Source organism: Actinoplanes cyaneus (genome assembly GCF_016862095.1).
GTDB lineage: Bacteria > Actinomycetota > Actinomycetes > Mycobacteriales > Micromonosporaceae > Actinoplanes > Actinoplanes cyaneus.
In genome coordinates this window covers 78,917-103,605 of sequence record NZ_BOMH01000048.1, presented here as the reverse complement: position 1 = coordinate 103,605, position 24,689 = coordinate 78,917, and the positions used below count along the sequence as shown (strand labels likewise).

Annotated in this window: 21 protein-coding genes; 16 read left to right on the top strand and 5 right to left on the bottom strand. The window is 70.9% G+C overall.

Annotated elements, in window-relative coordinates; translation table 11 throughout:
• Window positions 1-65 precede the first annotated feature (65 nt).
• The 4 genes from Acy02nite_RS31710 (at window position 66) to Acy02nite_RS31695 (ending at window position 2,027) form a co-directional block, all read left to right on the top strand.
• On the top strand, window positions 66-800 hold the full coding sequence (locus Acy02nite_RS31710) for a type II secretion system F family protein (RefSeq protein ID WP_203748428.1): 735 nt from the start codon (window positions 66-68) through the stop codon (window positions 798-800).
• A gap of 309 nt (window positions 801-1,109) precedes the next feature.
• Window positions 1,110-1,295, top strand: coding sequence for a DUF4244 domain-containing protein (locus Acy02nite_RS31705; protein ID WP_203748425.1), 186 nt, complete (start codon window positions 1,110-1,112; stop codon window positions 1,293-1,295).
• A gap of 34 nt (window positions 1,296-1,329) precedes the next feature.
• The gene (locus Acy02nite_RS31700; RefSeq protein ID WP_203748422.1) at window positions 1,330-1,683 is read left to right on the top strand and encodes a TadE family type IV pilus minor pilin; all 354 of its coding nucleotides are present in this window, start codon (window positions 1,330-1,332) and stop codon (window positions 1,681-1,683) included.
• Window positions 1,683-2,027 (top strand): Rv3654c family TadE-like protein, encoded by a 345-nt coding sequence (locus Acy02nite_RS31695; protein ID WP_203748419.1) that lies wholly within the window; start codon window positions 1,683-1,685, stop codon window positions 2,025-2,027. The genes Acy02nite_RS31700 and Acy02nite_RS31695 overlap by 1 nt, the downstream gene beginning before the upstream one ends.
• 143 nt (window positions 2,028-2,170) lie before the next feature.
• On the opposite strand, the gene Acy02nite_RS31690 is transcribed toward Acy02nite_RS31695, so the two are convergent.
• Window positions 2,171-4,501, bottom strand: a complete 2,331-nt coding sequence (locus tag Acy02nite_RS31690) for a DEAD/DEAH box helicase (RefSeq protein ID WP_203748416.1) — start codon at window positions 4,499-4,501, stop codon at window positions 2,171-2,173.
• 171 nt (window positions 4,502-4,672) lie between these two features.
• Between Acy02nite_RS31690 and Acy02nite_RS31685 the strand changes: the two genes are divergently transcribed.
• From Acy02nite_RS31685 to topA, 6 genes are all read left to right on the top strand, one after another.
• Window positions 4,673-5,029 carry an STAS domain-containing protein gene (locus Acy02nite_RS31685; RefSeq protein WP_203748413.1) on the top strand — a complete coding sequence of 119 codons (357 nt, stop codon included), beginning with the start codon at window positions 4,673-4,675 and terminating at the stop codon, window positions 5,027-5,029.
• Window positions 5,026-5,466 carry an ATP-binding protein gene (locus Acy02nite_RS31680; protein ID WP_203748410.1) on the top strand — a complete coding sequence of 147 codons (441 nt, stop codon included), beginning with the start codon at window positions 5,026-5,028 and terminating at the stop codon, window positions 5,464-5,466. The genes Acy02nite_RS31685 and Acy02nite_RS31680 overlap by 4 nt, the downstream gene beginning before the upstream one ends.
• Window positions 5,467-6,488: 1,022 nt before the next feature.
• Window positions 6,489-8,912 carry a sodium-translocating pyrophosphatase gene (locus Acy02nite_RS31675; RefSeq protein WP_203748407.1) on the top strand — a complete coding sequence of 808 codons (2,424 nt, stop codon included), beginning with the start codon at window positions 6,489-6,491 and terminating at the stop codon, window positions 8,910-8,912.
• Window positions 8,913-9,015: 103 nt separating this feature from the next.
• On the top strand, window positions 9,016-9,546 hold the full coding sequence (locus Acy02nite_RS31670; RefSeq protein WP_203748394.1) for a hypothetical protein: 531 nt from the start codon (window positions 9,016-9,018) through the stop codon (window positions 9,544-9,546).
• A 121-nt stretch (window positions 9,547-9,667) separates the two neighbouring features.
• Window positions 9,668-10,360, top strand: a complete 693-nt coding sequence (locus Acy02nite_RS31665) for a hypothetical protein (protein ID WP_239175400.1) — start codon at window positions 9,668-9,670, stop codon at window positions 10,358-10,360.
• 200 nt (window positions 10,361-10,560) lie between these two features.
• Window positions 10,561-13,359, top strand: coding sequence for a type I DNA topoisomerase (gene topA / locus Acy02nite_RS31660; protein ID WP_203748388.1), 2,799 nt, complete (start codon window positions 10,561-10,563; stop codon window positions 13,357-13,359).
• A 70-nt stretch (window positions 13,360-13,429) separates the two neighbouring features.
• Here topA and Acy02nite_RS31655 read toward each other — a convergent pair whose 3' ends face one another.
• Complete coding sequence (locus Acy02nite_RS31655; RefSeq protein ID WP_203748385.1) at window positions 13,430-14,725, bottom strand: D-arabinono-1,4-lactone oxidase; 1,296 nt, start codon at window positions 14,723-14,725, stop codon at window positions 13,430-13,432.
• Window positions 14,726-14,892: 167 nt separating this feature from the next.
• Here Acy02nite_RS31655 and Acy02nite_RS31650 point away from each other — a divergent pair, with 167 nt between their 5' ends.
• Window positions 14,893-15,522, top strand: a complete 630-nt coding sequence (locus tag Acy02nite_RS31650; protein WP_203748367.1) for a TetR/AcrR family transcriptional regulator — start codon at window positions 14,893-14,895, stop codon at window positions 15,520-15,522.
• 1 nt (window position 15,523) lies between these two features.
• Here Acy02nite_RS31650 and Acy02nite_RS31645 read toward each other — a convergent pair whose 3' ends face one another.
• Window positions 15,524-16,729, bottom strand: a complete 1,206-nt coding sequence (locus Acy02nite_RS31645) for an amino acid deaminase/aldolase (protein ID WP_203748364.1) — start codon at window positions 16,727-16,729, stop codon at window positions 15,524-15,526.
• 234 nt (window positions 16,730-16,963) lie between these two features.
• Between Acy02nite_RS31645 and tmk the strand changes: the two genes are divergently transcribed.
• A complete protein-coding gene (gene tmk, locus Acy02nite_RS31640) occupies window positions 16,964-19,195 on the top strand; it encodes a dTMP kinase (protein ID WP_203748361.1) in 2,232 nt (743 codons plus the stop codon).
• On the opposite strand, the gene Acy02nite_RS31635 is transcribed toward tmk, so the two are convergent.
• Window positions 19,185-20,438: an SGNH/GDSL hydrolase family protein gene (locus Acy02nite_RS31635; RefSeq protein ID WP_203748358.1), complete on the bottom strand. Its 1,254-nt coding sequence runs from the start codon at window positions 20,436-20,438 to the stop codon at window positions 19,185-19,187. The two genes, tmk and Acy02nite_RS31635, sit on opposite strands and share 11 nt — an antisense overlap.
• Before the next feature lie 197 nt (window positions 20,439-20,635).
• On the opposite strand from Acy02nite_RS31635, the gene Acy02nite_RS31630 reads away from it, so the two are divergent.
• A complete protein-coding gene (locus Acy02nite_RS31630) occupies window positions 20,636-21,691 on the top strand; it encodes an endo-1,4-beta-xylanase (protein ID WP_203748355.1) in 1,056 nt (351 codons plus the stop codon).
• 94 nt (window positions 21,692-21,785) lie between these two features.
• Here the strand turns inward: Acy02nite_RS31630 and Acy02nite_RS31625 are convergent, their stop codons facing one another.
• Window positions 21,786-22,985, bottom strand: a complete 1,200-nt coding sequence (locus tag Acy02nite_RS31625; protein ID WP_203748352.1) for a DNA polymerase III subunit delta' — start codon at window positions 22,983-22,985, stop codon at window positions 21,786-21,788.
• Between the two features lie 430 nt (window positions 22,986-23,415).
• On the opposite strand from Acy02nite_RS31625, the gene Acy02nite_RS31620 reads away from it, so the two are divergent.
• Genes Acy02nite_RS31620 through Acy02nite_RS31610 form a run of 3 tightly spaced genes read left to right on the top strand, consistent with a single transcriptional unit; the run spans window position 23,416 to window position 24,651 of the window.
• Window positions 23,416-23,742: a YbaB/EbfC family nucleoid-associated protein gene (locus Acy02nite_RS31620; protein ID WP_203748349.1), complete on the top strand. Its 327-nt coding sequence runs from the start codon at window positions 23,416-23,418 to the stop codon at window positions 23,740-23,742.
• A 1-nt stretch (window position 23,743) separates the two neighbouring features.
• Window positions 23,744-24,040, top strand: coding sequence for a type VII secretion target (locus Acy02nite_RS31615; protein WP_203748346.1), 297 nt, complete (start codon window positions 23,744-23,746; stop codon window positions 24,038-24,040).
• A complete protein-coding gene (locus Acy02nite_RS31610) occupies window positions 24,040-24,651 on the top strand; it encodes a hypothetical protein (RefSeq protein ID WP_203748343.1) in 612 nt (203 codons plus the stop codon). The genes Acy02nite_RS31615 and Acy02nite_RS31610 overlap by 1 nt, the downstream gene beginning before the upstream one ends.
• The last annotated feature ends 38 nt before the right edge of the window (window positions 24,652-24,689 follow it).

Here is a 24,689-nt window from a genome sequence, read left to right as displayed (position 1 = left end):
GGGTGCGAGGCGCTGGATGATCCACGACCGCTGGTCCCGTCGCGGCCCGTGGAGGTGGTCCGGGCATGGCCCTGATCGTGATCCTCGTGCTGGTGGCGGTGCTTCTGCTGATGATGCCGGCGCTACCTCGCCGACGGGCCGGGCGCCGGCTGGGCCGGATCGGCATGACCTCCGGAAAGGCGGTGAGGGCGTCGCCGGGACGACCTGACCGGCGGAACCAGATCCTGATCGCGGCTCTCGCCGGGACGAGCGTGGCCGGGCTGATCGGAAGCTTCTGGGGCGTGCCGGTCGGGGTGGCCGCCGGATTCGTTGCTTATCGGTTCCTGCGCCGCCAGGAGCCGGCCGACGTCCGCCGGGAACGCCGTGAAGCCTTGGAAGATCTGCCGCTCGGTGCGGACCTGCTGGCCGCCGCGCTACGAGCCGGTGCGCCGGTCGATCGGGCGGCAGCCGCGGTGGCCGACGCGCTCGGTGGGCCGCTCGGCGCGCGGATGCAGCGGACCGCCCGGTCGCTGCAGCTCGGCGGGGGACCGGCCGAAGCGTGGGCGCACCTGGCCGACGTGACCGGGGCCGAGCGGCTGACCGCGGCGGCGATGCGATCCAGTGCGAGCGGTGGCGCGCTCGCCGGGGCGCTCGAACGGCTCGCCGGTGACCTGCGGGCGGACCGTTCGGTCGCCGTCGAGGCGGCGGCGCAGCGCGCGGGGGTACTGATCGTGCTGCCGCTCGGACTCTGCTTCCTGCCGGCGTTTCTGCTGGCCGGGCTGATGCCGGTGCTGGTCGGCGTGCTCGACGAGGTGCTGTGAGACCGCGTGCTGTGAGACCGCGTGCTGTGAGACCGCGCGGCACGACCCGGGACGGGCCTGGAACAGGAGATGGCGTGGATGCGCGTCGCCTGGCACCCCGGCACGGCGTCGTCGGGTCGCCCATGAACACACGGGTCGGCGTCGTTGCGCGCACGGCCCAGGAAGCGGTGTGCGGCGTGTTCTCCGCGTCGTGCACGAAATCGGTGGGCGCGAACCGCGTCACTGCCGGAGCCCCGCTACTGGTTCACGCCGGCCGGGGAGGAACGAGGGCGCGGTGTCGGGCCGCGTCCGGACAACTAGGAGGATCACGTGCATCTACTCGTCGCAGCGTTCCGGCGTTTGCGCACCGAAGCGGCGGACGCCGGGATGAGCACCACGGAGTACGCGGTGGGCACCTTCGCCGCCGCGGCCTTCGCGACCCTCCTCTACAAAGTGGTGAACAGCAACGGGGTGCAGACCGCACTGACCGCGCTGATCACCAGGTCCCTGAAGTGATCGCGAGAAGCCTCGATGTGAGCGAGGACCTGAGGTGAGACGGCGCCGGCGGCCCGGCCGGGACCGGGGTGCGTTCACCGCCGAACTCGCCGCCGGGCTGCCGGCGCTCATGCTGCTGCTCTTCGCCGGGATCACGGCCGTCTCGTCGGTGGTCGCCAAGGCGCAGTGCCTGGACGCGGCCCGGGAGGCGGCGCTGGCCGAGGCCCGGGGCGGGAAGTCGTCGGTGGCGGCCCGGATCGCGCCGGACGGGGCTTCCATCGAGGTGAGCGCAGATCGCGAGAGCGTGACAGCGACGGTGTCCGTACGGGTCAGCGTGCTCGGCAGCCACCTGCCGGGAATCGCGGTGACGGCCACCGCAGTCGCGGCCCGAGAGCCCGGAGTGGGCTGATGGCACAGCGCACCCGAGATCGGGGCGCGGCGTCGATCTTCGTGCTGGCGATCGGATTGTTCCTGGTCGGCGCCGGGATTGCCGGGGCGATGGTGGCGTCCGCGCGGGTGGCCCGGCACGCGGCGCGTAACGCCGCCGACCTGGCGGCGCTCGCCGGGGCGACCCACGCGATCGAGGGGGCGCAGGCGGCATGCGCGGCGGCTCGGCGGTATGCGGAGGCGAATGCGGCACGGCTCACGTCATGCGAGGTCAGCGGCCTGGAGGTGGTGGTGCGGGCGGAGGTGCCGGTGCGCTCGTCGACATTGCGGGCCACGGCCGCCGCGCGAGCCGGACCGGTCGAGTAGACACCGAAGTCGAGTAGACGCCGGCTCAGCAGACGCCGGGTCCAGCAGACGCCGGGTCCAGCAGGCGGCCGGGTCCAGCAGCCGCCGGATTCAGCAGACAGCAGGTCGAGCAGATGATGGACCGGGCGTGTGGATATCCGGGACTACTCGGGCGGAAGCGCGCCCAGCACCGTCGTCAACACCCGGACCGCCCCGGCCTTGTCGAGCGGATTGTTCCCGTTCCCGCACTTGGGAGACTGCACGCACGAGGGGCAACCACTCTCGCACCCGCACGAGACGATCGCCTCCCGGGTCGCTCGCAGCCAGGCCGCGGCGGTGGCGTGGGCGCGCTCGGCGAAACCGGCGCCTCCGGAGTGCCCGTCATAGACGAAAACGGTCGGGGCCTCGGTGTCCGGATGGTTAGCGGTCGACAGCCCGCCGATGTCCCACCGGTCGCACGTCGCGATCAGCGGGAGCAGCCCGATGCCGGCGTGCTCGGCGGCGTGCAGCGCCCCCGGCACGTCGGCCCACTCGACGCCGGCCGCGGCCAGCGCCTGCGGCGAGACGGTGAACCAGACGGCGACGGTCCGCAGCTCGCGGACGGGAAGGTCCAGCGGCCGGGTGTCGATCACCTCGCCGCTGCCCAGGCGACGACGCTGGTACGACACGACCTGGCTGGTCACGTCCACGTCGCCGAGGAACAGGCCGACCGGGCCGGCGTCCACGTACGACCGGACCTGCACCACCGCGACGTCGGTCACGTCCCGTGCGTGCGTGGTCCAGTCCGGCTCCTCCTGGTGGACCAGGGCGATCGCGTCCTCCAGGTCGAGCTCGTCCACCAGATACGTCACGCCCTGATGCAGGTAGACGGCGCCCTCGTGCAGCATGACGTGCGACGACCCCTGGTCGACGGTGCCCAGCAGTCGCCCGGTCGCCGCCTCCACCACCTGGACCGGTGCGCCGCCGGTGCCGCGCAGGTCGACGTCGGGGCGGCCACGCTCGGTCCAGTACCACCCGGTCGGCCGTTTCCGCAGCGCGCCCTGCCCGACCAGCGCCTCGACCGTCGCCCTGGCCGCGGCCCCGCCGAAGAGCTCCAGATCAGTTTCGGTCAGTGGCGCCTCGGAGGCGGCGCAGCAGAGTTGTGGGCCGAGCACGTACGGGTTGGCCGGGTCCAGCACCGTCGCCTCCACCGGCCGCCCGAACAGCGCCTCCGGGTGATGCACCAAGTACGTGTCCAGCGGATCATCCCGGGCGATCAGCACCGCGAGCGCCTCCCCGCCCGCGCGACCGGCCCGACCGGCCTGCTGCCACAGCGACGCCCGGGTGCCGGGCCAGCCGCAGATCAGCACCGCGTCGAGCCCGGCCAGGTCGACGCCGAGCTCGAGCGCGTTCGTCGAGGCGAGGCCGAGCAGCTCGCCGGAGAGCAGCGCACGCTCGATCGCCCGCCGGTCCTCCCGCAGGTAGCCGCCCCGATATGCCGCGACCCGCGCGCCCAGCCCGGGCACCACCTCGTCCAGCGAGCGCCGGGCGACCGTGGCGACGACCTCGGCCCCGCGCCGGGAGCGGATGAACGCCAGCGTGCGGGTGCCGGCCACGACCGCGTCGGTGAGCAGGTCAGCGGTTTCCCGCAGCGCGGACCGCCGCACCGGTGCGGCGTCCTCCGGGTCGTCCTCGGAGGGCGGCAGCAGCGGCGGCTCCCACAGCGCGAACGTCATCGCCCCGCGTGGCGACGCGTCCTCGGTCACGGCTGTCACCGGAGCCCCGATCAGCCGCGACGCACTGCCGGCCGGGTCACCCGAGGTCGCCGATGCGAGCACGAACGTCGGCGAGCTGCCGTACCGCGCGGCGATCCTTCGCATTCGGCGCAGGACGTGCGCCACGTGCGACCCGAACACGCCGCGATACGCATGGCATTCGTCGATCACGACGTACGAGAGGCGTCGGAAGAATGTCGCCCAGCGCGCGTGCGCGGGCAGCAGCGCGTGGTGCACCATGTCGGGATTCGTCAGGATGAACCGGGAGTGCTGGCGGATCCACTCGCGCTCCTCCCGCTGCGTGTCGCCGTCGAGCGTCGCGGGCCGGACGCCGTCGAGCCCGAGCCGAGTCAGTGCCCGCAATTGATCAGCGGCGAGCGCCTTGGTCGGCGCGAGGTAGAGCACTGTCGCCCGGGGGTCGTCCGCCAGCCTGGTCAGCGCGGGCAACTGATAAGCCATCGACTTGCCCGAGGCCGTGCCGGTGGCCAGCACCACATGCGAGCCCTCCCACGCCAGCGTCGCGGCGGTGGCCTGGTGCTCCCAGGGTGCCTCGATTCCCTGCCGAACCAGGCTTTCCCGTACGTCGTGAGCAGCCCACTCCGGCCACCCGGCGACCCGGCCCTCGCGTGCCGTGACCTGCTCGACGTGGGTGATCGGCGACTGCGCGGCGAAGCTGCTCCGGGCGCGCAGCCGGTGCAGCAGCTCAGCGGGGCCGAAAGCGGTGGCAGTCACGCCAAGCACTCTGACACCGGTGGACCATCGAACCCAAACGTGGACCGGGAAGCCCCGTGCCGGTTTCGGAACGGGACAACGGGATGATGGAGAGCCCAAACGGGTAGGACGGTGGGTGCCACGCGTCGCCCGCTGTCGGTCGGTGGTTAGATTCGCGGGGGAGATCAGGGAGGAGGACCGATGGAGCTGTCGCTGGCGACTCGGACCGTCGCCGGGCACACGGTGCTCGAAGTCGGTGGTGAAGTCGACGTTTACACCGCTCCACGGCTGCGCGAGCGCCTGATCGAGTTGGTCGACGCCGGTGCCCGGGACGTGGTGGTCGACCTGGAGCGGGTCGAGTTCCTCGACTCCACCGGTCTCGGCGTGCTCGTCGGCGCGCTGAAACGGCTGCGGACCGCGCAGGGCACCTTCGGCCTGGTCTGCGCCAAGGAGCCACTTCTCAAGATTTTCCGGATCACCGCGCTGGATCAGGTGTTCCCGATCTTCCCGACCGTCGAGGCCGCCACGGAACGCGACGGCACCGGCCCCGCTTCGTGATGGCTACGGTTCGGCTGTCCTTCTCGCCGGCGCCGGTGCATGTGCGCACCGCCCGGCTGGTCGGCGTGGCGGTCGCCCGTCGGGCCGGCGTCGACGAGGCGCTGCTCGACGAGGTGCGCCTGGCGATCGGTGAGGCCTGCACCCGGGCTGTCGCCCTGCACCGGCAGTATGGCCTGACCGAGCTGGTCACGGTGGAGATGTCCGACTCCGGGTCGTACACCGTCCGGGTCATCGACCACGCCCCGATCGAGGCCAGCATCGGCCTGACCAAGCTTCCGCCCGACGAGCTAGCCGCCGAGTCCCTCACCGAGGACGACCTGACCACCGGTGTCGGCTTCGCCCTGCTCGCGGGCTTCGTGGACGACCTGCAGGTCCGCCCGGTCGAGGACGGCCCCGGCACCGAGGTCCGCATGGTCTGGCCCGTGACCCGCCGCTGACCCTGGCGGCGTTACGCGCCTGCCGTCGCGGTTCGAGCTTGCGACGCTGGCTTCGCATGTGGCCGGCTCCGCGACGCGTGTGCTTGCGACGCGGGCTTCGCACGTGGCCGGGTACGTGACGCGTGTGCTTGCGACGCGGGCTTCGCACGTGGCCGGCTCCGCGACGCGCGCCCGAGTCCGGGCTGGTTCTCATGGGCGTTATGAGGGACGAATAACGCCCATGAGAACCAGCCCGGCAAACGGCGAGTCGCGCTGCGAGCCCGACTGGCGCGAAGTCCGCGCGTGGCTGGGCATGCGGCGCGCGTCACGCCCTCGGCTGGTGCTCATGGACGTTATGAGGGACGAATAACGTCCATGAGCACCAGCTCGAAACAGCGAGTCGCGCTGCGCGCTCGACCCCGCGCGGGCCCCGCGCAGGCCGGCACGGGCGCGAGCCCGGCGCGGGACCGGGCGGGACCGGGCGGGACTGGGCGGGACTGGGCGGTGCGGGACGGGGCGGACGGCGGGCGGGGCGGGTTGGGGTTGATCTGAGGGGTGACCTTGACCCGCCACGGAGGTCGCCCTGGAGGGTTTCGCGTTCTGGCCGGCCACGGCCTGCGAAACCCGCAAGGGTCCCCGCGGGAGCAGCGGCGAGGGACCACAGCGGACGTAGGACCTCAAGAATCTGATCTTCAGGGTGAAACCCCGACCACCGCGGCGCGTGCGGCAAACGATCTCCGCTTTCGCCCCTATCCTCAATTCCGGCATTTCGCCAAATTTCCGAATGGCTGCGCCCACCAGGCAAAAGATCAACCATCCTGGATACCCGCTGGCGGCTCTGCTAACACAGCGGTAAACATCACCGCGACACGGCCGGGTCGCCATGTGACGATCGCCACGCGCGACCTATACAGTACGCGAGTTATCAGCTACTCACTGGACCCGCGACCGCGGGTCTGGTCGTCGTTCCCCGGCTCCCCGGGGAGCGCGCCCGGTGGTCTCGTCCGCTGCCGGGTGCGGTCGGTGTGTGTAGGAGGACATTGATGTCCGGGACCTCGATAGACCTCGCCGCCGAGGGCGGCGGAGCGTCCCTCAGCGGATCCAACGTCGTTTTCGTCATCGTCGCTCTGGTGTTCGCCCTGATCGCGCTGGGCTTCGCCGCGATGTTCGTCCAGTCGGTGCTGCGCGCCGGCCGGGGCACCAAGAACATGCAGGAGATCGCCGGCGCGGTGCAGGAGGGCGCCTCGGCGTACCTGATCCGGCAGTTCCGCACGCTCGCCGTTTTCGTGGTGATCGCGGTGGTGCTGCTGTTCCTGTTGCCGGTGCACGACACCGACAACGAGACCTGGGTGAAGATCGGCAGGTCGCTCTTCTTCATCGTCGGAGCGGTCTTCAGCTCGTTCATCGGCGGCGCCGGGATGGCCCTGGCGACGCGCGCCAACCTGCGGGTCGCCGCGGCGGCGGGCGGTCCGGGTGGCCGGGAGACCGCGATGGGCATCGCCTTCCGCACCGGTGGTGTGGTCGGCTTCCTCACCGTGGGGCTGGGCCTGTTCGGCGGCGCCCTGGTGGTGCTGATCTTCCGGAGCGACGCGCCGACGGTGCTGGAGGGCTTCGGCTTCGGCGCCGCGCTGCTCGCGATGTTCATGCGGGTCGGCGGCGGCATCTTCACCAAGGCCGCTGATGTCGGCGCCGACCTGGTCGGCAAGGTGGAGAACAACATTCCGGAGGACGACCCGCGCAACGCCGCGACGATCGCCGACAACGTGGGCGACAACGTCGGTGACTGTGCCGGCATGGCCGCCGACCTGTTCGAGTCGTACGCGGTGACCCTGGTCGCCGCCCTGATCCTGGGGCAGGCAGCGTTCGGCCAGGACGGCCTGATCTTCCCGCTGATCGTCTCCACGGTCGGTGTGGTGATCGCGATCCTGGGGGTGTTCATCACCCGGCTGCGCCCGTCCGACCGGAACGGTCTGACCGCGATCAACCGGGCCTTCTACATCTCCGCGGCCGTCTCGGCGATCGCCGTGGCCGTGGTCAGCTTCATCTACCTTCCGGACACCTTCGCGGGCTTCGGCGACGCGGGGATCGCGAGGGACATCGTGGACAGCGGGCGCAACCCGCAGTTCGTGGCGATCGGCGCGGTCGTGATCGGCATCGTGCTGGCGGCCGCCATCCAGGCGCTGACCGGCTACTTCACCGAGACCAACCGGCGTCCGGTGCAGGACATCGGCAAGTCGTCGCAGACCGGCGCGGCGACCGTCGTGCTGGCCGGCATCAGTGTCGGCCTGGAGTCGGCCGTCTACTCCGCGCTGCTGATCGGTGCGGGCGTCTACGGCGCGTTCCTGCTCGGCGGCTCGTCGCTGACGCTGTCGCTGTTCGCCGTGGCGCTGGCCGGAACCGGCCTGCTCACCACGGTCGGTGTCATCGTCGCGATGGACACGTTCGGCCCCATCTCGGACAACGCGCAGGGCATCGCCGAGATGTCCGGCGACATCGACGAGAAGGGCGCGAAGATCCTCACCGAGCTCGACGCGGTGGGCAACACGACCAAGGCGATCACCAAGGGCATCGCGATCGCGACCGCGGTGCTGGCCGCCACGGCGCTGTTCGGTTCGTACACGAACACGCTGGCCAGCTCGCTGTCCGACGCCGGGATCGCCGACGTGCAGACCGAGATCTACCAGCTGCTGAACATCGCGAACCCGCGCAACCTGGTCGGCCTGCTGATCGGCGCGGCGGTGGTGTTCCTCTTCTCCGGCCTGGCGATCAACGCGGTGTCCCGCTCGGCGGGCGCGGTGGTGATGGAGGTGCGCCGGCAGTTCCGCGAGCATCCCGGGATCATGGACCGCACCGAGCGGCCCGAGTACGGCCGGGTGGTCGACATCTGCACCCGGGACGCGCAGCGTGAGCTGCTCACCCCGGGCCTGCTGGCGATCATGGCGCCGATCGCGGTCGGCTTCGGCCTGGGCGCGGGCGCGCTGGCGGCGTACCTGGCCGGTGCGATCGGCGCGGGCACGCTGATGGCGGTCTTCCTGGCCAACTCCGGTGGCGCGTGGGACAACGCGAAGAAGCTGGTCGAGGACGGCTCGTACGGCGGCAAGGGCTCCGAGGCGCACGCCGCCACGGTCATCGGCGACACCGTCGGCGACCCGTTCAAGGACACCGCCGGCCCCGCGATCAACCCGCTGCTCAAGGTCATGAACCTGGTGTCGCTGCTGATCGCCCCGGCCGTGGTGGCCTGGAACGTCGGCTCCGAGCAGAACACCCCGCTGCGGGTGACCATCGCGCTGGTGGCGGTGGCGATCGTGACCGCCGCGGTGGTCTGGAGCAAGCGCAAGCCGATCTCGATGGGCGACGAGCCGGCGGTGGCGGCCGCGGCCGGCGCCGCCGACACCGCGAAGGCCGCTCAGGACGAGCAGCACCGCGACGCGGCCGCGCAGTCGCGGATCAAGGACAACGTGGGCTGAGCCCCGATCCGTCCAGGACGGGCACCCGGCACGCGCCGGGTGCCCGTTCTTTTGCACCCATCGAGGTGTGTGGAGTGTCCTACCGAGGCCGTACGCTGCTCCCATGCGCGCGGTCCGAACGATCTCTCTCGCTCTCGTCCTCGTGCTCGCCGGACCGGTGGCCGCCTGCTCCTCCGGGCACAACGCGGAGGCCTGGGCCGCCTCGGTGTGCACCGCCCTGGTCCCGTGGCGCAGCGAGATCAGCAGCCTGACCACCCGCACCCAGCAGCAGATGACCACGCGCACCACACCGGGTCAGGCGCGGGAGAATCTCGCCCGCCTCTTCGAGGGTGCGCGCTCGGCGAGCGAGGCGGCGCGGGCGGGCGTGGAGCGGGCCGGGGTGCCCGACGTCACCGACGGCAAGAAGATCGCCGCGACGTTCGTCGGCTCGCTGGCCGGCATGCGCGACGCTTACGGCACCGCGCACGACGGCGTCGAGGCCCTGGCCACGACACCGACCAACACGTTCTACACCGAGGTCGGCAAGGTCGTCGACCGGCTCAACCAGGAGTATGAGAAGAGTGGCCTGGACACCACGAAACTCGACTCGGTGGAGCTGAGGGACGCTTTCGAGTCGCTGCCCGAATGCCAGTGATGCGATGACCGAGACCGGGTGGCCGCTGATCCCGCGCGAGACGCTGCCTCCGCCGATTCCGGTGGAGCGGCGGGCTCACCGGCGTGACGCGCCCCGCCGGGCGGACGGGCGTCAGCTCACGATGTTCGGCGCGGAGACGATCGAGCCCTCCCCGGCGGATCTCGCCGGTCTGCTCGCCGGGCCGGGTGAGCTGGGCCGGATGGGCGGGACGGCCCGCGTCTCGGTGATCGTCGGCGACGCCTGGCGGGTGCACGTCCTGGTCGCCGAGTTCGTCGCCCGCGGCTTGACCGCCACCTGGGCTCCGGTCATCGAGGAGCCACCCCAAGATCAGGCTCTTCCTGGCGTACGGGATGAGCCGCCCGATCCCACGGAGGAGATCCTCGACACTCCCGAGGAGCCGCCGCCGCCCGGAGACACTCCCGAGGAGCCGCCTCAGCCCGCGGACACTCCCGAGGAACCGCCCCCGCCCCGGTTCGAGGTGCGCACGGCGTACTCCCGGAGGTTGAACGGTCTCGCGAAGGCGTGGCCGGAGGCGGCCGCCCAGCTGTTCCTCTCCGGTCCCCGCCTGCGCCTGTGGGTCGCCGCCGCCGGATTGCCCCGTCCCGGCGGCTTCCGGCTGGGGCTCGATCCGGCGAAAGACCCGGTCGAGGTGGACGCCGCGCTGGTCCGGGCAGGTCTGGCCGGCCGGGTGTCGGATGACGGACGGTCATATCTCATCGTCGGCCGCCGACGGCTGACCCGGCTCGCTGAGCTGGTCGGGGAGCGGCCCGACGCGGCCCCGCCCGAGATGTGGCCCGGCAGCGCGGGTGCGTGATCTTCCCGGATTGTGTCCGACATAACAGTGTCCTCCCGGTGTACGGTGTCGCGGTCGGACGCATGCGGTGGCCGGACCGTTACCATCCGACTGCGGGGTCTCCCGGGAATGAGTGCTCGTCCGGCGCGTTACGTTGAACATCTGTGCCTCGCCGGGTGAGACGACGGGGAGCGCCGAGGACCGAAACAACTGGGAGTGCCGTGCCGAGTGAAGCCAGGACGACCCGTCTGGTCATCGTCGAGTCTCCGTCGAAGGCCAAGACGATCGCCGGTTATCTGGGGCCCGACTATCTGGTCGAGGCCTCCGTCGGCCATATCCGTGACCTGCCGCGCAACGCCGACGAGGTGCCGGCCAAGTACAAGGGTCAGCCGTGGGCCCGCCTCGGCGTCGACGTCGACAACGGCTTCCACGCGCTCTACGTGATCTCCGAGGGCCGCAAGCAGCAGGTCGCCAAGCTGCAGAGGCTGGCCAAGGAGGTCGACGAGATCTTCCTCGCCACCGATGAGGACCGCGAGGGCGAGGCCATCGCCTGGCACCTGATCGAGACGATCAAGCCCAAGGTGCCGGTCAAGCGGATGGTCTTCCACGAGATCACCAAGCCGGCCATCCAGGCGGCCGTGGCGAACCCGCGCGACATCGACCGTTCCCTGGTCGACGCGCAGGAGGCCCGCCGCATCCTGGACCGGCTCTACGGCTACGAGGTCAGCCCGGTCCTATGGAAGAAGGTCATGCGTGGCCTCTCCGCCGGCCGCGTGCAGTCCGTCGCCACCCGCATCGTGGTCGAGCGTGAGCGCCAGCGGATGGCGTTCCGCTCCGCGGAGTACTGGGACATCCTGGCCCAGCTCTCGATCGCCGGCCCCGCCGAGGGCGCCCGGTCCTTCCAGGCGACGCTGATCGCGCTGGACGGCGACCGGATCGCCACCGGCAAGGACTTCGAGCCCACTACCGGGCAGCTCAAGACCGGCTCCGGCGCGGTCCAGCTGGACGGTGACGGCGCCCGCGGGCTGGCCGCCCGTCTGGAGGGCCGCCCGTTCACGGTCACCCGGGTCGAGGAGAAGCCGTACCGGCGCAAGCCCTACGCGCCGTTCATCACCTCCACCCTGCAGCAGGAGGCGGCCCGCAAGCTGCGCACCTCCTCGGCGCAGACGATGCGTACCGCGCAGAGCCTGTACGAAAAGGGCTACATCACCTATATGCGTACGGACTCGGTGAACCTCTCCGAGACCGCCATCGCGGCAGCCCGCCGGCAGATCGCCGAGCTCTACGGGGCGAACAACGTGCCGCCGCAGCCGCGCCGCTACACCACGAAGGCGAAGAACGCGCAGGAGGCGCACGAGGCGATCCGTCCCGCGGGGGACAACTTCCGTACCCCCGGCGAGGTCGCCAAGGAGCTGAGCAGCGACGAGTTCCGGCTCTACGAGCTGATCTGGCGCCGCACGATCGCGTCGCAGATGACCGACGCGGTCGGTAACTCGGTGAGCGTCCGGATCCGCGCGATCTCGACCTCGAACGAGGAGGCCGACTTCTCGGCGTCCGGCAAGACGATCACGGACCCGGGCTTCCTCCGGGCGTATGTGGAGTCCTCCGACGACGAGAACGCCGAGGCCGAGGACGCCGAGCGCCGCCTGCCGAACCTGGTGAAGGACCAGGCGCTCACCGCCGACGAGCTGAACGCGGTGGGTCACCACACCTCGCCGCCGGCCCGTTACACGGAGGCCTCGCTGGTCAAGGCGCTGGAGGAGCTCGGCATCGGCCGCCCCTCCACCTACTCCTCGATCATGCAGACCATTCAGGATCGGGGGTACGTCGAGAAGCGCGGCCAGGCGATGATCCCGTCGTTCCTGGCGTTCGCGGTGATCGCCCTGCTCGAGGGGCACTACCCACGGCTGGTGGACTACAACTTCACCGCCGCCATGGAGGGTCAGCTCGACGACATCGCCGCCGGTGACGGCACCCAGCTGGACTTCCTCACCTCCTTCTACTTCGGCAGCCGGGCGCCCGGCGCGGACGACGACATCGCCCGGGCCGGCGGCCTGAAGAAGATGGTGACCGAGAACCTCAGCGCCATCGACGCGCGCGAGGTCAACTCGATCCCGCTCTTCACCGACGAGGAGAACCGGCAGGTGCTCGTCCGGGTCGGCAAGTTCGGGCCGTACCTGCAGCGCAAGCACGCCCAGCCGGCCGAGGGCGAGGAGGAGCCGGCCGAGGATCGCGCGTCGATCCCGGAGGGCCTGGCCCCCGACGAGCTCACCCCGGAGAAGGTGGCGGAGCTGTTCCTGGCCGGCAACGGGGACCGGGAGCTCGGCAACGACCCGGCGACCGGCGAGCCGGTGGTGGTCAAGTCCGGCCGTTACGGGGCGTATGTGCAGTCCGGCGAGCGCAGCTCGTCCCTGTTCGCCTCGCAGTCGCCGCAGACCCTCACGCTCGAGCAGGCGTTGCAGCTGCTGACGCTGCCGCGGGTGGTCGGCAAGGACCCCGAGGGCAACGAGATCGTGGCGCGCAACGGGCGTTACGGGCCGTACATCTCCCGCCTGAAGGACTCGCGCTCGCTGGAGAGCGAGGACCGGCTCTTCACCGTCACGCTGGACGAGGCTCTCGCCCTGCTGGCCGCGCCGAAGCTCCGGGGTCAGCGCGGGGCGCCCAAGCCGCCGCTGCGCGACCTGGAGGGCGTCGACCCGGTGTCGGAGAAGCCGCTGCTGATCAAGGACGGCCGCTTCGGGCCCTATGTGACCGACGGCGAGACGAACGTGACGTTGCGTCGCGGTCAGACGCCGGAGGAACTGACCCTGGCCGAGGCGATCGAGATGATCGCCGAGAAGCGGGCGAAGGGTCCGGCCCCGAAGAAGACCGCCAAGAAGGCGCCTGCCAAGAAGGCCGCCACGAAGACGACCACGGCGGCGAAGAAGGCCACGCCGGCCAAGAAGACCGCCGCCGCGAAGAAGGCGGCGCCGGCCAAGAAGGCGGCTGCCCCGAAGAAGGCGACTGCCACCACAGAGTGATGCGTCACCGATGAGATGGCCGGCGGAGAACCGACTGCCATCTCATCGGTCACGAGCAGAGCAATCAGGCTCAGCCCAGCACCCGGTCCAGGTATTCGTTGGTGAAGATCCGGGCCGGGTCGAGGCTGTCCCGCACGGCCAGGAAGTCGTCGAATCTGGGGTACGCGGGACGCAGGTCGTCCGCCGTCCGGTAGTGCAGCTTGCCCCAGTGCGGCCGCCCGCCCAGTGGCTCGCAGAGCGCTTCGAGGCCCTTGAAGTAGGGCTCGTAGGGCACGCCCTGGAACTGGTGCACGGCGATGTAGGCGGACTCGCGCCCGTAGCCGTGCGACAGCCACAGGTCGTCCGGCCCGGTGAAGCGCACCTCGACCGGGAACTGCACCTTGAACGGCAGCGACTCGATCAGCCGGGGCAGCGCGTCGATCACCTCGGGCAGAGCGGCGCGCGGGATCTCGTACTCCATCTCGGTGAATCGCACCCGGCGCGCGCTGCAGAAGACCTCGTGGGAGGGGCCGGTGTAGCTGCGGGCGCTCAGTGCGCGAGCGGCGAGCGAGTTGACGGCCGGCACCACACCGGGGAACTTGCGCCCGATTGTGCAGACACCCTGAAAAACGGTGTTCGACAGGAAGTCGTCATCCAGCCAGCCGCGGAACTTCGGGAGCGGCCGATCGTTCTCCGCGACCCGCTTGTTGATCTTCAGGCTGGCCCGGTCGGTGTACGGGTACCAGAAGAACTCCACGTGATCGTTGGCCGGGATCCAGTCGTTGATCCCGGCCAGCACGTCGGCCAGCGACATCGGCCGCTCGTCGGCGAGCAGGACGAACTCGGGCACGCAGCGCAGCGTGACCTCGACGAGCACGCCCAGCGCACCCAGGCCGACGGCCGCGGCCGGGAACTCGGGCGACCCACGGTCGTACCGCTCGATGGCGCCACTGCCGGTGACCAGCGTGACCGCCTCGACGCAGGAGGCAAGCGTCGCGTGCCCGATCCCGGTCCCGTGCGTGGCCGTCGAGATGGCGCCGGCGACCGTCTGTGCGTCGATGTCACCCAGGTTGGGCATGGCCAGGCCGTTGCGGGCCAGCAACGCGTTGAGCGCGGACAGCCGCATGCCGGCCTGAACGGTGACGAGGTCGCCCTCCACCGAGACCGCCTGGTTCAGCCGGTGCAGCACCATCCGCTGGTCGTCGGCGACCGCGATGGCCGTGAACGAGTGCCCGCTCCCGACCGTCTTGATCCGGCGTCCGGCCTCCGCGGACGCGGTGATCATGGCCGCGACCTCGTCGAGGCTTCCGGGGGTGAGCACCTCCGCGACGGACTGCTGGTTCTGTCCCCAGTTGGTCCACCGACGCGAGTTAACGGGTGTAGTCATTCCGGCTTTTGTCCTCCGTCCGAGCGGACACCACCACCTGGCGTCCCGTCGATGCGCCTCGCTCGTTGATCCGAGTAACGTTCGATTTATCACTGAGATCTATTCATGACCATGCGCGGTTTCCGCCGTCGTGAACAGGTCTCACTGCTGAGAGGGAGTGGCGACGCGTGTCGACACCAACCGTCAGCACCGGACCGCTGCGGCGGGTTCCGGTGCAGGGCAGAAGCGTTGCCCGGGTCCAGCGCATGCTCGATGCGTGCGCCGAGCTGGTGGACGAGGTCGGCTATGAGGGCCTGACCACTACGTTGCTGGCCGAGCGGGCCGAGGTCGCCATCGGCTCGGTCTACCAGTTCTTCCCGGACAAGCGGGCCATCGTTCAGGCCCTGGCTCTGCGCAACATGGACGCCTACCTGCAGAGCCTCTCCGACCGGTTCGCGGCGGAGACGTTCCAGCACTGGTGGGACGCGGTGGATGCGGCCATAGACGGTTACATCCACATGCACCGCAGCGTGCCGGGCTTCCGCACGCTGCACTTCGGCGACGTCGTCGACCTGCACCTGCTCGACTCCGACCGGGACAACAACGCGGTCATCGCCGAGCGTCTGGCCGAGCTGCTGACCGACCAGTTCCGCCTGGTCGACCGCAACCGGGTCCGGTTCGCCCTGCAGATCTCGGTGGAGGCGGCCGACGCGCTGATCAAGCTGGCGTTCCGGCGCGATCCGACGGGTGACGAGGCGGTGCTGACCGAGGTCAAGGCCCTGATCAGGGAGTACCTGCACCGCCACGTCCAGGCCTGACTCAGCCCAGGAACGCATGGCCCTCTCCCCGGTACGTCAGGGCCGGCGTGGTGCTGCTCGCGTCGATCAGCTGCAACGCGTTGACGTGTTCGCACATCTCGCCGGCCTTGGCGTGGCGGAACCAGACCCGATCACCCGGGCGCAACTGCTCGGCGGCCGCGCCCAGCAGCGGCGTCTGCACCTCGCCCGGCCCCTCGTCGCCCTTGAACGACAAGCCCTCGGGCAGGTAGGGCTGGGGCAGCCGGGACGCCTCGGCCGGCCCGGAGGCGATCCAGCCGCCGCCGAGCACCGTCGCGATCCGGGGCGCGGGCCGGCGGACCACCGACAGCGCGAAGAACGCGGCCGGGGTCGGCTGCCAGTTGCGGTAGGCGTCGAAGAGGGTCGGGCCGTAGAGCCCGGAACCCGCGGTGACCTCGGTGACCGCGGGGTCGGCGCTGGTCGCGGCGATGCTGCCGGTCCCGCCGCCGTTGACGAACTCCAGATCGGCATGCTCGCGGACCGCCCGGACCGCTGCCGCGCGCCGGCTGAGCAGCTCCGGGAAGGCGCGGCTCTGCATGATCCGGATCGTTCGGGCCAGCACCGCCCGGCCCGGCGGATTGTCGCCGACGCCGGCGATGTGTGCCTCGTAGGACATCATCCCGACCAGCGTGAACCCGGGCCGCGTGGCGATGGTGCGAGCCAGCGTGCCGGCCTGGGCGGCGGAGTGCACAGGGGAGCGGCGCACGCCGACGTGCAGCGGCCCGGCCGGTTTCCACGAGGCGTCCAGGTCCATGCAGAGCCGGACAGCAGGGCGGCTCCGCGGCGCCGCGACCTGATCGACCAGGTCCAGCTGCGACGGGTGATCCACCATGATCGTGATCGCGGCGGCCAGCCGCTCGTCGCCGGTCAGCTCGCGCAGCGCGGTCCGGTCCGCGGTGGGGTAGGCCACCAGCGCGTCGTCGGTCACACCGGAGCGGACCAGCCAGATGGCCTCGGCGAGTGTGTAGGCCATCACACCGCCCCAGCCGGGCCTGGCCAGAACCCGTTCCAGCAGTTCCCGGCACCGCACGGACTTGGTCGCGACCCGGATCGGTTTGCCCGCGGCGCGAGCGGTGAGGCGGTCCGCGTTTTCGTCGAACGCGGCGAGGTCGACCACCGCGATCGGGGTCTCCAGGTGGTCGGTGGCTTTCTCCAGTCGCTGGCGCAAGGCGTTGCGGTCGGTGAGCACATCGGCACGCTATCCCGATCCCGAGCAACGCGAAAGACATTCATCTCTACTCCACTCGATGGTGCGAACCCCCGATGACCTGGGCGGGCCGGATACAGTGCTCCGAGCAGTGACCACGGGGAGGTAAGGGCCATCGACACGGAAAGCCGCCAGGAGACCGCTCCGGTCGACCTATCGGGCGCGGCCGCGCTCCGTTCGGTTCTCCGGATCCGTCCGTTCCGCCGCCTGTGGCTGGTGCTCGGCGCCGCCTCGTTCGGCGACTGGATCGGTCTGCTCGCCACCAGCATCTTCACCGCCGCGCAGTTCAAGCAGCCGGCGGCGCAGGGCGTGGCGTTCGGCGCCACGATCGCCGTACGCCTGCTGCCGGCGCTGTTCCTCGGCCCGATCGCCGGCGTCTTCGCGGACCGGTTCGACCGCCGCTGGACGATGATCATCACTGACCTGCTGAGATTCGTGATCTACGGGTCGATCCCGCTGGTCCCGCTCCTGGGTGGATCACCCGGCCTGACCGCGATCTGGGCCACCGTTGCCACCCTGCTGGGCGAGACGATCACGCTCATCTGGATCCCGGCCAAGGAAGCGGCGGTTCCGAACCTCATCCCGAAATCCCGGATCGAGGTCTCCAACCAGCTGACGCTGGTCACGACGTACGGGATCACGCCGATCCTGGCGGCCCTGAGCCTCTCCGCGATGACCGCCGGTCTGCAGCAGTCCGGCGCCTCCCTGCCCGACTGGGCGCAGCCGGTGCAGATCGCGCTCTATCTGAACGCGCTGTCCCGTCTGGCCACCGCGCTCGTCGTGTTCTTCGGCATCCGCGAGATCGGCGGTCGCAGCGCCGAGCGTGAGCATGCCGCCACCGAGCAGACCATGACCCGCCAGTTCCTGGACGGCTGGAAGTACATCGGGAAGACCCCGCTCGTCCGTGGCCTGGTGCTCGGCATCTTCGGCGCGTTCGCGGCCGGTGGCGTGGTGATCGGCGCCGCGAAGACGTACGCGGTCTCCCTCGGTGCCGGCGAGGCGGCGTTCTCGCTGCTCTTCGGCGTGATCTTCCTGGGCCTGGCGTGCGGCATCGGCCTCGGCCCGATGATCGTCCGCGACCTCTCCCGGCGTCGCTGGTTCGGCATGAGCATCGTGCTCTCCAGCGGCTCGGTGATGTTCCTGGGCCTGGCCTTCCACCTGTCCATGGCCCTGTTCGGGGCGCTGCTCGTCGGCGCCGGCGCCGGCATGGCGTTCCTGGCCGGCACCACCCTGCTCTACGGCGAGGTCGAGGACGCGGTCCGCGGCCGGGTCTTCGCCGTCGTGCAGATCGGCGTCCGGATGGTCCTGCTCGCCGCGATCACCCTGGCCGGCGTGCTGGTCGGCCTGGGCAGCTCGCGCCGGGTCGAGCTGGGCTCGGTGCACCTCGACGTCTCCTCCACCCGGGTGCTGCTGCTGGTCGCCGGCGCGGTCGGGATCTGGGTCGGCATCGGCGCGTTCCGTCAGATGGACGACAAGAAGGGCGTGCCCGTCCTCGCCGACCTGATCGGGTCGGTGCGCGGGCGGCCGCTCGCCCCGCCGGAGGAGTTCGTCCGCAGCGGGCTGTTCGTGGTCTTCGAGGGTGGTGAGGGCGCCGGCAAGTCGACCCAGCTCACCCTGCTCGCCGAGGCACTGCGTGAGCAGGGCCAGGACGTGGTCGTCACCCGGGAGCCGGGCGCGACCCCGCTCGGCGGGCGCATCCGCGGGCTGGTCCTCGACCACTCCGAGGACGGGCCGTCACCGCGGGCGGAAGCGCTGCTCTACGCGGCGGACCGCGCCCATCACGTCGCCACCGTCGTCCGGCCGGCCCTCGCCCGCGGCGCGGTCGTGATCAGCGATCGGTACGTGGACTCCTCCCTCGCCTATCAGGGCGCCGGGCGGACCCTTCCCGTGCAGGAGATCTCCTGGCTCTCCTCGTGGGCGACCGGGGGCCTCAAGCCGGACCTGGTCGTGCTGCTCGACGTGGACCCAGGGGTCGGGCTCGGCCGGGTCAGTGCCCGGGGCGCCGGAACCGACCGGCTGGAAAGTGAGTCGAAGGCGTTCCACGATCGGGTCCGGTACGCGTTCCTCGACCTGGCCGCGGCTGATCCGAAACGGTATCTGGTGCTGGACGCGGCCCGGCCGGCCGAGGAGCTCGCGGGGATGGTGACCGCCCGGCTCGTCGACGTGCTGCCCGCGCCCGCTTCGGAGACGACCGGGCCCTCGCCGGACCCGGCTCAGGACGAGGTCACGCCTGCCGGCCCCGCAACCGCGGGCGCGACGCCCGGTACCGCGTCCGCGACGGCTGCCGCACCTGACACCGCGCCTGCGGCGCCACCTTCGGGGGCGGCTGCCACCACGTCCGGCGCCGCTTCCTCCGTACGCGCGAATCGGTCGTCGCCGAAGGCGGAGGAGTCCGCGCTGGAGGAGATGGCCGACGCGTTCGGATTGGACGAATCGCCTAAATCCTGAAAAGGCGCAGCGGAACCGCGGCGGCCATCGCAGCCATCCCAGCATCGTTGGGGTGCAGGTGGTCGCCGCTGTCGTAGGCGGCCCGCAACCGCAACGGGTCCCCGGGGTCCCGCACTGCGGCGTCGAAGTCGATCACGCCGTCATACTCCCCGGACTGCCGGATCCACCGGTTCAGCGCGGATCGCTTCCGCTCGTTCTCCACGCTGTAGAACCCGAGCGTGTCGTCCTTGAACGGCAGCACCGTCGCACCGTAGGCCCGCAGTCCCGCCTCGTGCGCCCGCGCGATCAGTTGCCGGTGCCCCCAGATCAGATCGTCCGCCGTGACCACCTCGTCGGGCGGCGCCGACGTCCCCGGGTGTCCGAGATCGTTCACCCCGAGCAGCACCACCAGGAACGCCGCGCCGGGTTGCGCCACCACGTCCCGATCGAAGCGCCGCAGCGCGCTCTGACCGAAATACGCCGCGTAGCCCACCGCGGGACTCCCGGCGGGCGGGTTCGGGTCGTGCAGCAGCCGGTTGCCGGAGACCCCGACGTTGGCCACCCCGAGGTCGTATCCCAGTCGCGCCGACAACAGGTCCGGCCAGCGGTGATTGGCGTTGGCGACGGTGTTCGCGCCGTTGGTGATCGAGTCGCCGAGGGTAACGATCGCTCCGCCGGACGCGCGCACGCTCACCCCGGACAGGAACAGGTACTGCTGGATCGTGCTGGTCGGCGTGACCGTGCGTGCGCCGGTGACGTTCCCGGCGGCGATCACGTTGTCCTGGAACGCGAACGCGGCAAGCGTCGTGACCGGGGTCCGCTCCGGCAGGTGAACGCTGATCACCAGGTCCGTCCCGCCGCCGACGCGCAGGCCGACCGGGTCGCTGACGATCGGCGCACCGGCCGGGACGGTCACCGCCCTACGCCCGCCGAACGTCACCCGATGATCAGTCCCGGACACCGCGTCGGTGCTGGCGCCGCTGCCCGAGCGTCGCGCCACGTGCACCTCGCCGACCCTCAGCGGCGTGTCCCCGAATTCGTTCGTCAGCCGGATCCGCACCTGGTCGCCGCCCGCGCTCAGGTGCACGACCTGGCGCACGGTCTGGTTCTCCAGCACCAGCGGCGGGGTCGGCGGGATGCTCGTCGGCACCGCGGCCCAGCTGGCGATCCACCGCTTGGCGCGGGCTTGGGCCGGACTTTGGTGGAGCGCGCCGGCGGCTGCGGCACCGGCGGAGAGAGCGAGGAGCTGGCGTCTGGTGGACATGGCACGCTCCGAAAGTTTCGGAAATCTCCGGGACAGATCTCCGTAACGTAGAGCCGTCGATCTATGGCGTCAAGGGTGGAACACCGGCTGGCGCACCATGCGAACGCTCCGATGTTCATCGATGGACAGCGTTGACCGTCGCCGGTCACTGTGCATAACGTTTCGGCCTGTCCTCGAAACTTTCGGAGGCACCACAGATGAGATTTGGTCGTATTGCCGCGTTCCTCGCGGTCAGCCTTGCCGTGGCCGGTTCCGCGCCGGCCAGCGCACACCCATCCCCGGGCCACGACGACGGCTCACTGCGGGCCGCGGCGCGCGGCTCCGGCGTGCACATCGGGACCGCCGTCGACATGGCAGCGCTCGCCGCCGACGCCCCGTACAAGGCGGCCGTCGCCCGTGAATTCGACACGGTCACGCCGGAGAACGTGATGAAGTGGGAAGTGGTCGAGCCGCAGCCCGGTGTCTATGACTGGGCCGCCGCCGATCAGCTCGTCGATTTCGCGCGCCGCAACGGGCAGCTCGTCCGCGGGCACACGCTCGTCTGGCACAGTCAGAACCCGGCCTGGCTCACCGAGGCCAACTACACCCCCGCGCAATTGCGGGCCCTGCTGAAGAAGCACATCTTCGACGAGGTCGGCCATTTCAAGGGCCGTGTCTGGGCGTGGGACGTCGCGAACGAGGTCTTCAACGAGGACGGCACGCTGCGTGACACGATCTGGTTGCGAGCGCTCGGCCCCGACTACATCGCCGACGCGTTCCGCTGGGCTCACCAGGCGGATCCCAAGACGCTGCTGTTCCTCAACGACTACAACAACGAGGGCGTGAACGCGAAGAGTGACGCCTACTACGCGCTGACCAAGAAGTTGCGCGCGGCCGGCGTGCCGGTACAGGGTTACGGCATGCAGGGCCACCTCGCTCTGCAGTACAACCTGCCCGGCGACGTCCTCGAGAATGTCCGGCGCTTCGACCGGCTCGGCGTGAAAACCGCGTTCACCGAAGTCGACGTGCGAATGCAACTACCGTCGGACACCGCGAAGGTGCAGGCTCAGGCCGAAGGATTCGGATTGCTCCTGCGGGCTTGCCTCATCGCGAAGAATTGTGTCTCGTACACCGTGTGGGGATTCACCGACAAATACTCGTGGGTGCCGGGAGTCTTCGAGGGCGAAGGCTCAGCCACGCCGTTCGACGAGAATCTGCAGCCGAAACCGGCCTATGACACTCTGCGGGAGACCTTCCTGCTGGTCCGGCGCTGACCGCGGATCCCGATGAAGACCAGGCTGCGCCGGCACCGTCCGCCGGCGCAGCCTCTTCACCACCACGCACCCGGCACGCCGGGCCTGCCCGGGATCAGCCCTTCCAGAGATTGAGCATCATCGTCTCGACCGCGATCTCCGGCTTGACGTTCAGGTTGATCGACTCGCGACAGGCCAGCACCGCCTCCAGCCGGCGCAGCGCACTTTCCGGAGTCCACTTCCGTGCCGCCGCCTCGGACTGCGGGGAGACATCCCCGTGCACGACCGGGACCGGCGCCCGCAACGCGGTGATCAGCACATCCCGATAGAAGCCGGCAAGATCCACCAGGGCTCGGTCGAGCGCATCCCGCTGAGCCCGGGTGGTCCGGGACTTCTGCCGCTTCTCCAGATCCTTGATCTGACCGGCGACGCCGCGCATCGCCCCGGCCGCCCCGCGACCGGTGCCGCCCGCGCCGAGTGCCTGCTCCAGCGCCGAACGCTCAGCCGCATCGGACTCCACCACGCTCGCCGAGGCCTCTCCCTTCGCCGCAGCGACCAGCGCCGCCGCCACGTCGAAGCAGGCGCCGACGCCGGTCAGCCGTTTCGGCACCGACAGCACCGCCTCCCGCCGGGCACGGGCCTCCGGATCCGCGGCCAGCAGCCGGGCCCGCACGATGTCGCCCTGCGCCGCCGCGGCTGCCCAGACGGCAGTGTCTGAGGCGAGACCGTCCCGCTCCACCAGCGCCGCCGCCACCGCGTCGGCCGGCGGCTGCCGCAACGCCACCACCCGGCACCGGGACCGGATCGTCACCGAGATGTCGTCGGGGTGGGTCGACGGCGTGCACAGCAGGAAAACCGTCCTCGGGGGCGGCTCCTCGATGGCCTTGAGCAGCGCGTTGCCCGCAGCCTCGGTGAGCCGGTCAGCGTCCTCGATCACCACGACCTGCCACCGCCCGCCGGACGGGGCAGTCGCGGCCCGCAACACCAGCGCCCGCATCTCCCCGACGCCGATCGACAGGCCCTCCGGCGCGACGAACCGGACATCCGCATGGGTCTTGCCCAGCACGGTGTGGCAGCCGTGGCACTCACCGCACCCGGCGCCGGCCCGCTCACACTCGAGCGCGGCCGCGAACGCGCGCGCGGCCAGCGTCCGCCCCGCCCCGGGTGGGCCGGTGAAGATCCAGGCATGGGTCATCGCCCCACCGCCGGTCTGCTCCCCGGCGACCACATGAGCGGCTGCCCGGGCGGCCTGCCGCAGCGTGGCCACCGCGTCGTCCTGACCCACCAGGTCTGCGAACACCCCATCCGGACTCACCCGACGATGGTATTGCCCACCCCTGACAACTCCCAGGACGACCTCTCCCGCCCTGCCCGGCGCCGGCCCGCCGCGTCACCCCGCGCGCCCACGTCGACCCGTCGGCCCGCGTCATCCCGCCGGCCCTGCGCGGTCCGCTGCGCCGCGCCGTCCGCGCCACCACCGGCGCCTCTGCGACCGCGAGTTCCGTGCCGCCGTTCGTCGTTACCGTGTGCCGCCGGCGCCCCCTCCGACAGTGTTCCGCGAACGGCATCCAGCAGCCCCTTCACTGTGACCTGCCCTGACTCAGCGTAATGATCAACGGTGATCTCAGTAACGCTCCGTCCAGCGAGGAAAGTTATCCACAGAGGACACCAAGGGCCTCGAGATGCCGGTAGATTCGGGCTGCCGAACGCGACGGCGACATGACGCGTGGTGAGGAGCCTGGTGCATGGCCCGGGAGATCGACGAGGCGTGGATCGATGACGCGATCGATCGCTACAAGCGTGTCGAGGATCTGCGCGCCGAGTTCGACAAGGCCGTGGCGGCGCACCAGGTCTCGGTGCATTCGCCCGACCAGTCGATCGAGGTGGTGGTCACCGCGGCCGGCGACATCGTCGACGTCCGGGTCCGTGGCGGCCTCGACCGGCGTGACGCCGCCGAGTTCTCCCGCCAGCTGAAGGCCGTCGTCACCAGCGCGACCGAGGCGGCCCGCTGGGCGCGGGAAAAGCTGCACGCCGAGGTTTTCGGCTCGTTCCGTTCGCTGGAGGGTTTCTGAGATGGACCGGCTCGCTGATCAGCTCGATCAGGCGGCCGCCGCGCTGACCACGATTGACCGGCGCGTGCCGCAACTGCTGCCGGGCGCGGCTGCGTTCGGGGCCGACGACACCGGCCGCCCGGGCCGGCTGGGCAGGCAACTGCACGAGAGCTGGACCGCGGTGCTCCAGGCGCGCGCCGAGGAGGCGGCCGGGATCTCCGCGCGACTGTCCGATCTGGCCCATTCGGTGCGGAGCAATGCGCGGGACTATGCGCAGACCGACGAAACGGTCCGCCGCCGCTTCCTGAAAGGGCTGTGATGGACCGCCTCGACCAGGTCCTGACCGCGGCCGACCCCCTGCTGACTCGCGTCGACCAGGTGCTGTCCGTGGCCGGCGCCCCGGCGGGCCACGATGTCTGGCTCGAGCTGCGACGGGTGCGCCTGCTTCCGGGTGACGCCGCGCGGGCGGTCGCCGCGCTGCACCCGGCCGCGATCGCCGAGGCCGTTCCCGAGTTGCGTGCCCAGGCGCAGGCCTGCGCTGACACCGCCGGCGCCCTCCCGCTCGCCACGACATGGTCGGGCCACGCCGCGGAGGCGTATGAGTCGGCCCGCCGCCGCACTGCCGAGCAGCTGAATCTGGGTCAGGACAGTCTGTCCCACCGCATGACCGCCACCGCCGAGCTGGCCGACGGCCTGGCCGCGTGGATGATCCGCACCCGGGCCGGGCTGGCCGGCACGCTGGCCGGCGTTCTCACGTCGGCCGAGGCCCTGACGCTGGTCGCGGGCGCCGGCTTCCCCGAGCCGGAGGAGGCGAGGGCCGCCGCCGAGGTGGCCACGATCCTGTTGCGGTCCGTCGGCGACAGCTACGACCAGGCCGAAGACCTGTTGGACGACGCCTCGACCCTGACGTCCCCGCAACCGGTCGGCTGACAGCGCGGCCGCACTGCGAAACCGCTCAGTCGACTCCC

Coding starts and splice junctions, on each gene's coding strand:
- Acy02nite_RS31710 (WP_203748428.1), top strand. CDS start 66: ATGGCCCTGATCGTGATCCTCGTGCTGGTGGCGGTGCTTCTGCTGATG.
- Acy02nite_RS31695 (WP_203748419.1), top strand. CDS start 1,683: ATGGCACAGCGCACCCGAGATCGGGGCGCGGCGTCGATCTTCGTGCTG.
- Acy02nite_RS31685 (WP_203748413.1), top strand. CDS start 4,673: ATGGAGCTGTCGCTGGCGACTCGGACCGTCGCCGGGCACACGGTGCTC.
- Acy02nite_RS31675 (WP_203748407.1), top strand. CDS start 6,489: ATGTCCGGGACCTCGATAGACCTCGCCGCCGAGGGCGGCGGAGCGTCC.
- Acy02nite_RS31670 (WP_203748394.1), top strand. CDS start 9,016: ATGCGCGCGGTCCGAACGATCTCTCTCGCTCTCGTCCTCGTGCTCGCC.
- Acy02nite_RS31665 (WP_239175400.1), top strand. CDS start 9,668: ATGTTCGGCGCGGAGACGATCGAGCCCTCCCCGGCGGATCTCGCCGGT.
- Acy02nite_RS31655 (WP_203748385.1), bottom strand. CDS start 14,725: ATGACTACACCCGTTAACTCGCGTCGGTGGACCAACTGGGGACAGAAC.
- Acy02nite_RS31635 (WP_203748358.1), bottom strand. CDS start 20,438: ATGTCCACCAGACGCCAGCTCCTCGCTCTCTCCGCCGGTGCCGCAGCC.
- Acy02nite_RS31630 (WP_203748355.1), top strand. CDS start 20,636: ATGAGATTTGGTCGTATTGCCGCGTTCCTCGCGGTCAGCCTTGCCGTG.
- Acy02nite_RS31620 (WP_203748349.1), top strand. CDS start 23,416: ATGGCCCGGGAGATCGACGAGGCGTGGATCGATGACGCGATCGATCGC.
- Acy02nite_RS31615 (WP_203748346.1), top strand. CDS start 23,744: ATGGACCGGCTCGCTGATCAGCTCGATCAGGCGGCCGCCGCGCTGACC.
- Acy02nite_RS31610 (WP_203748343.1), top strand. CDS start 24,040: ATGGACCGCCTCGACCAGGTCCTGACCGCGGCCGACCCCCTGCTGACT.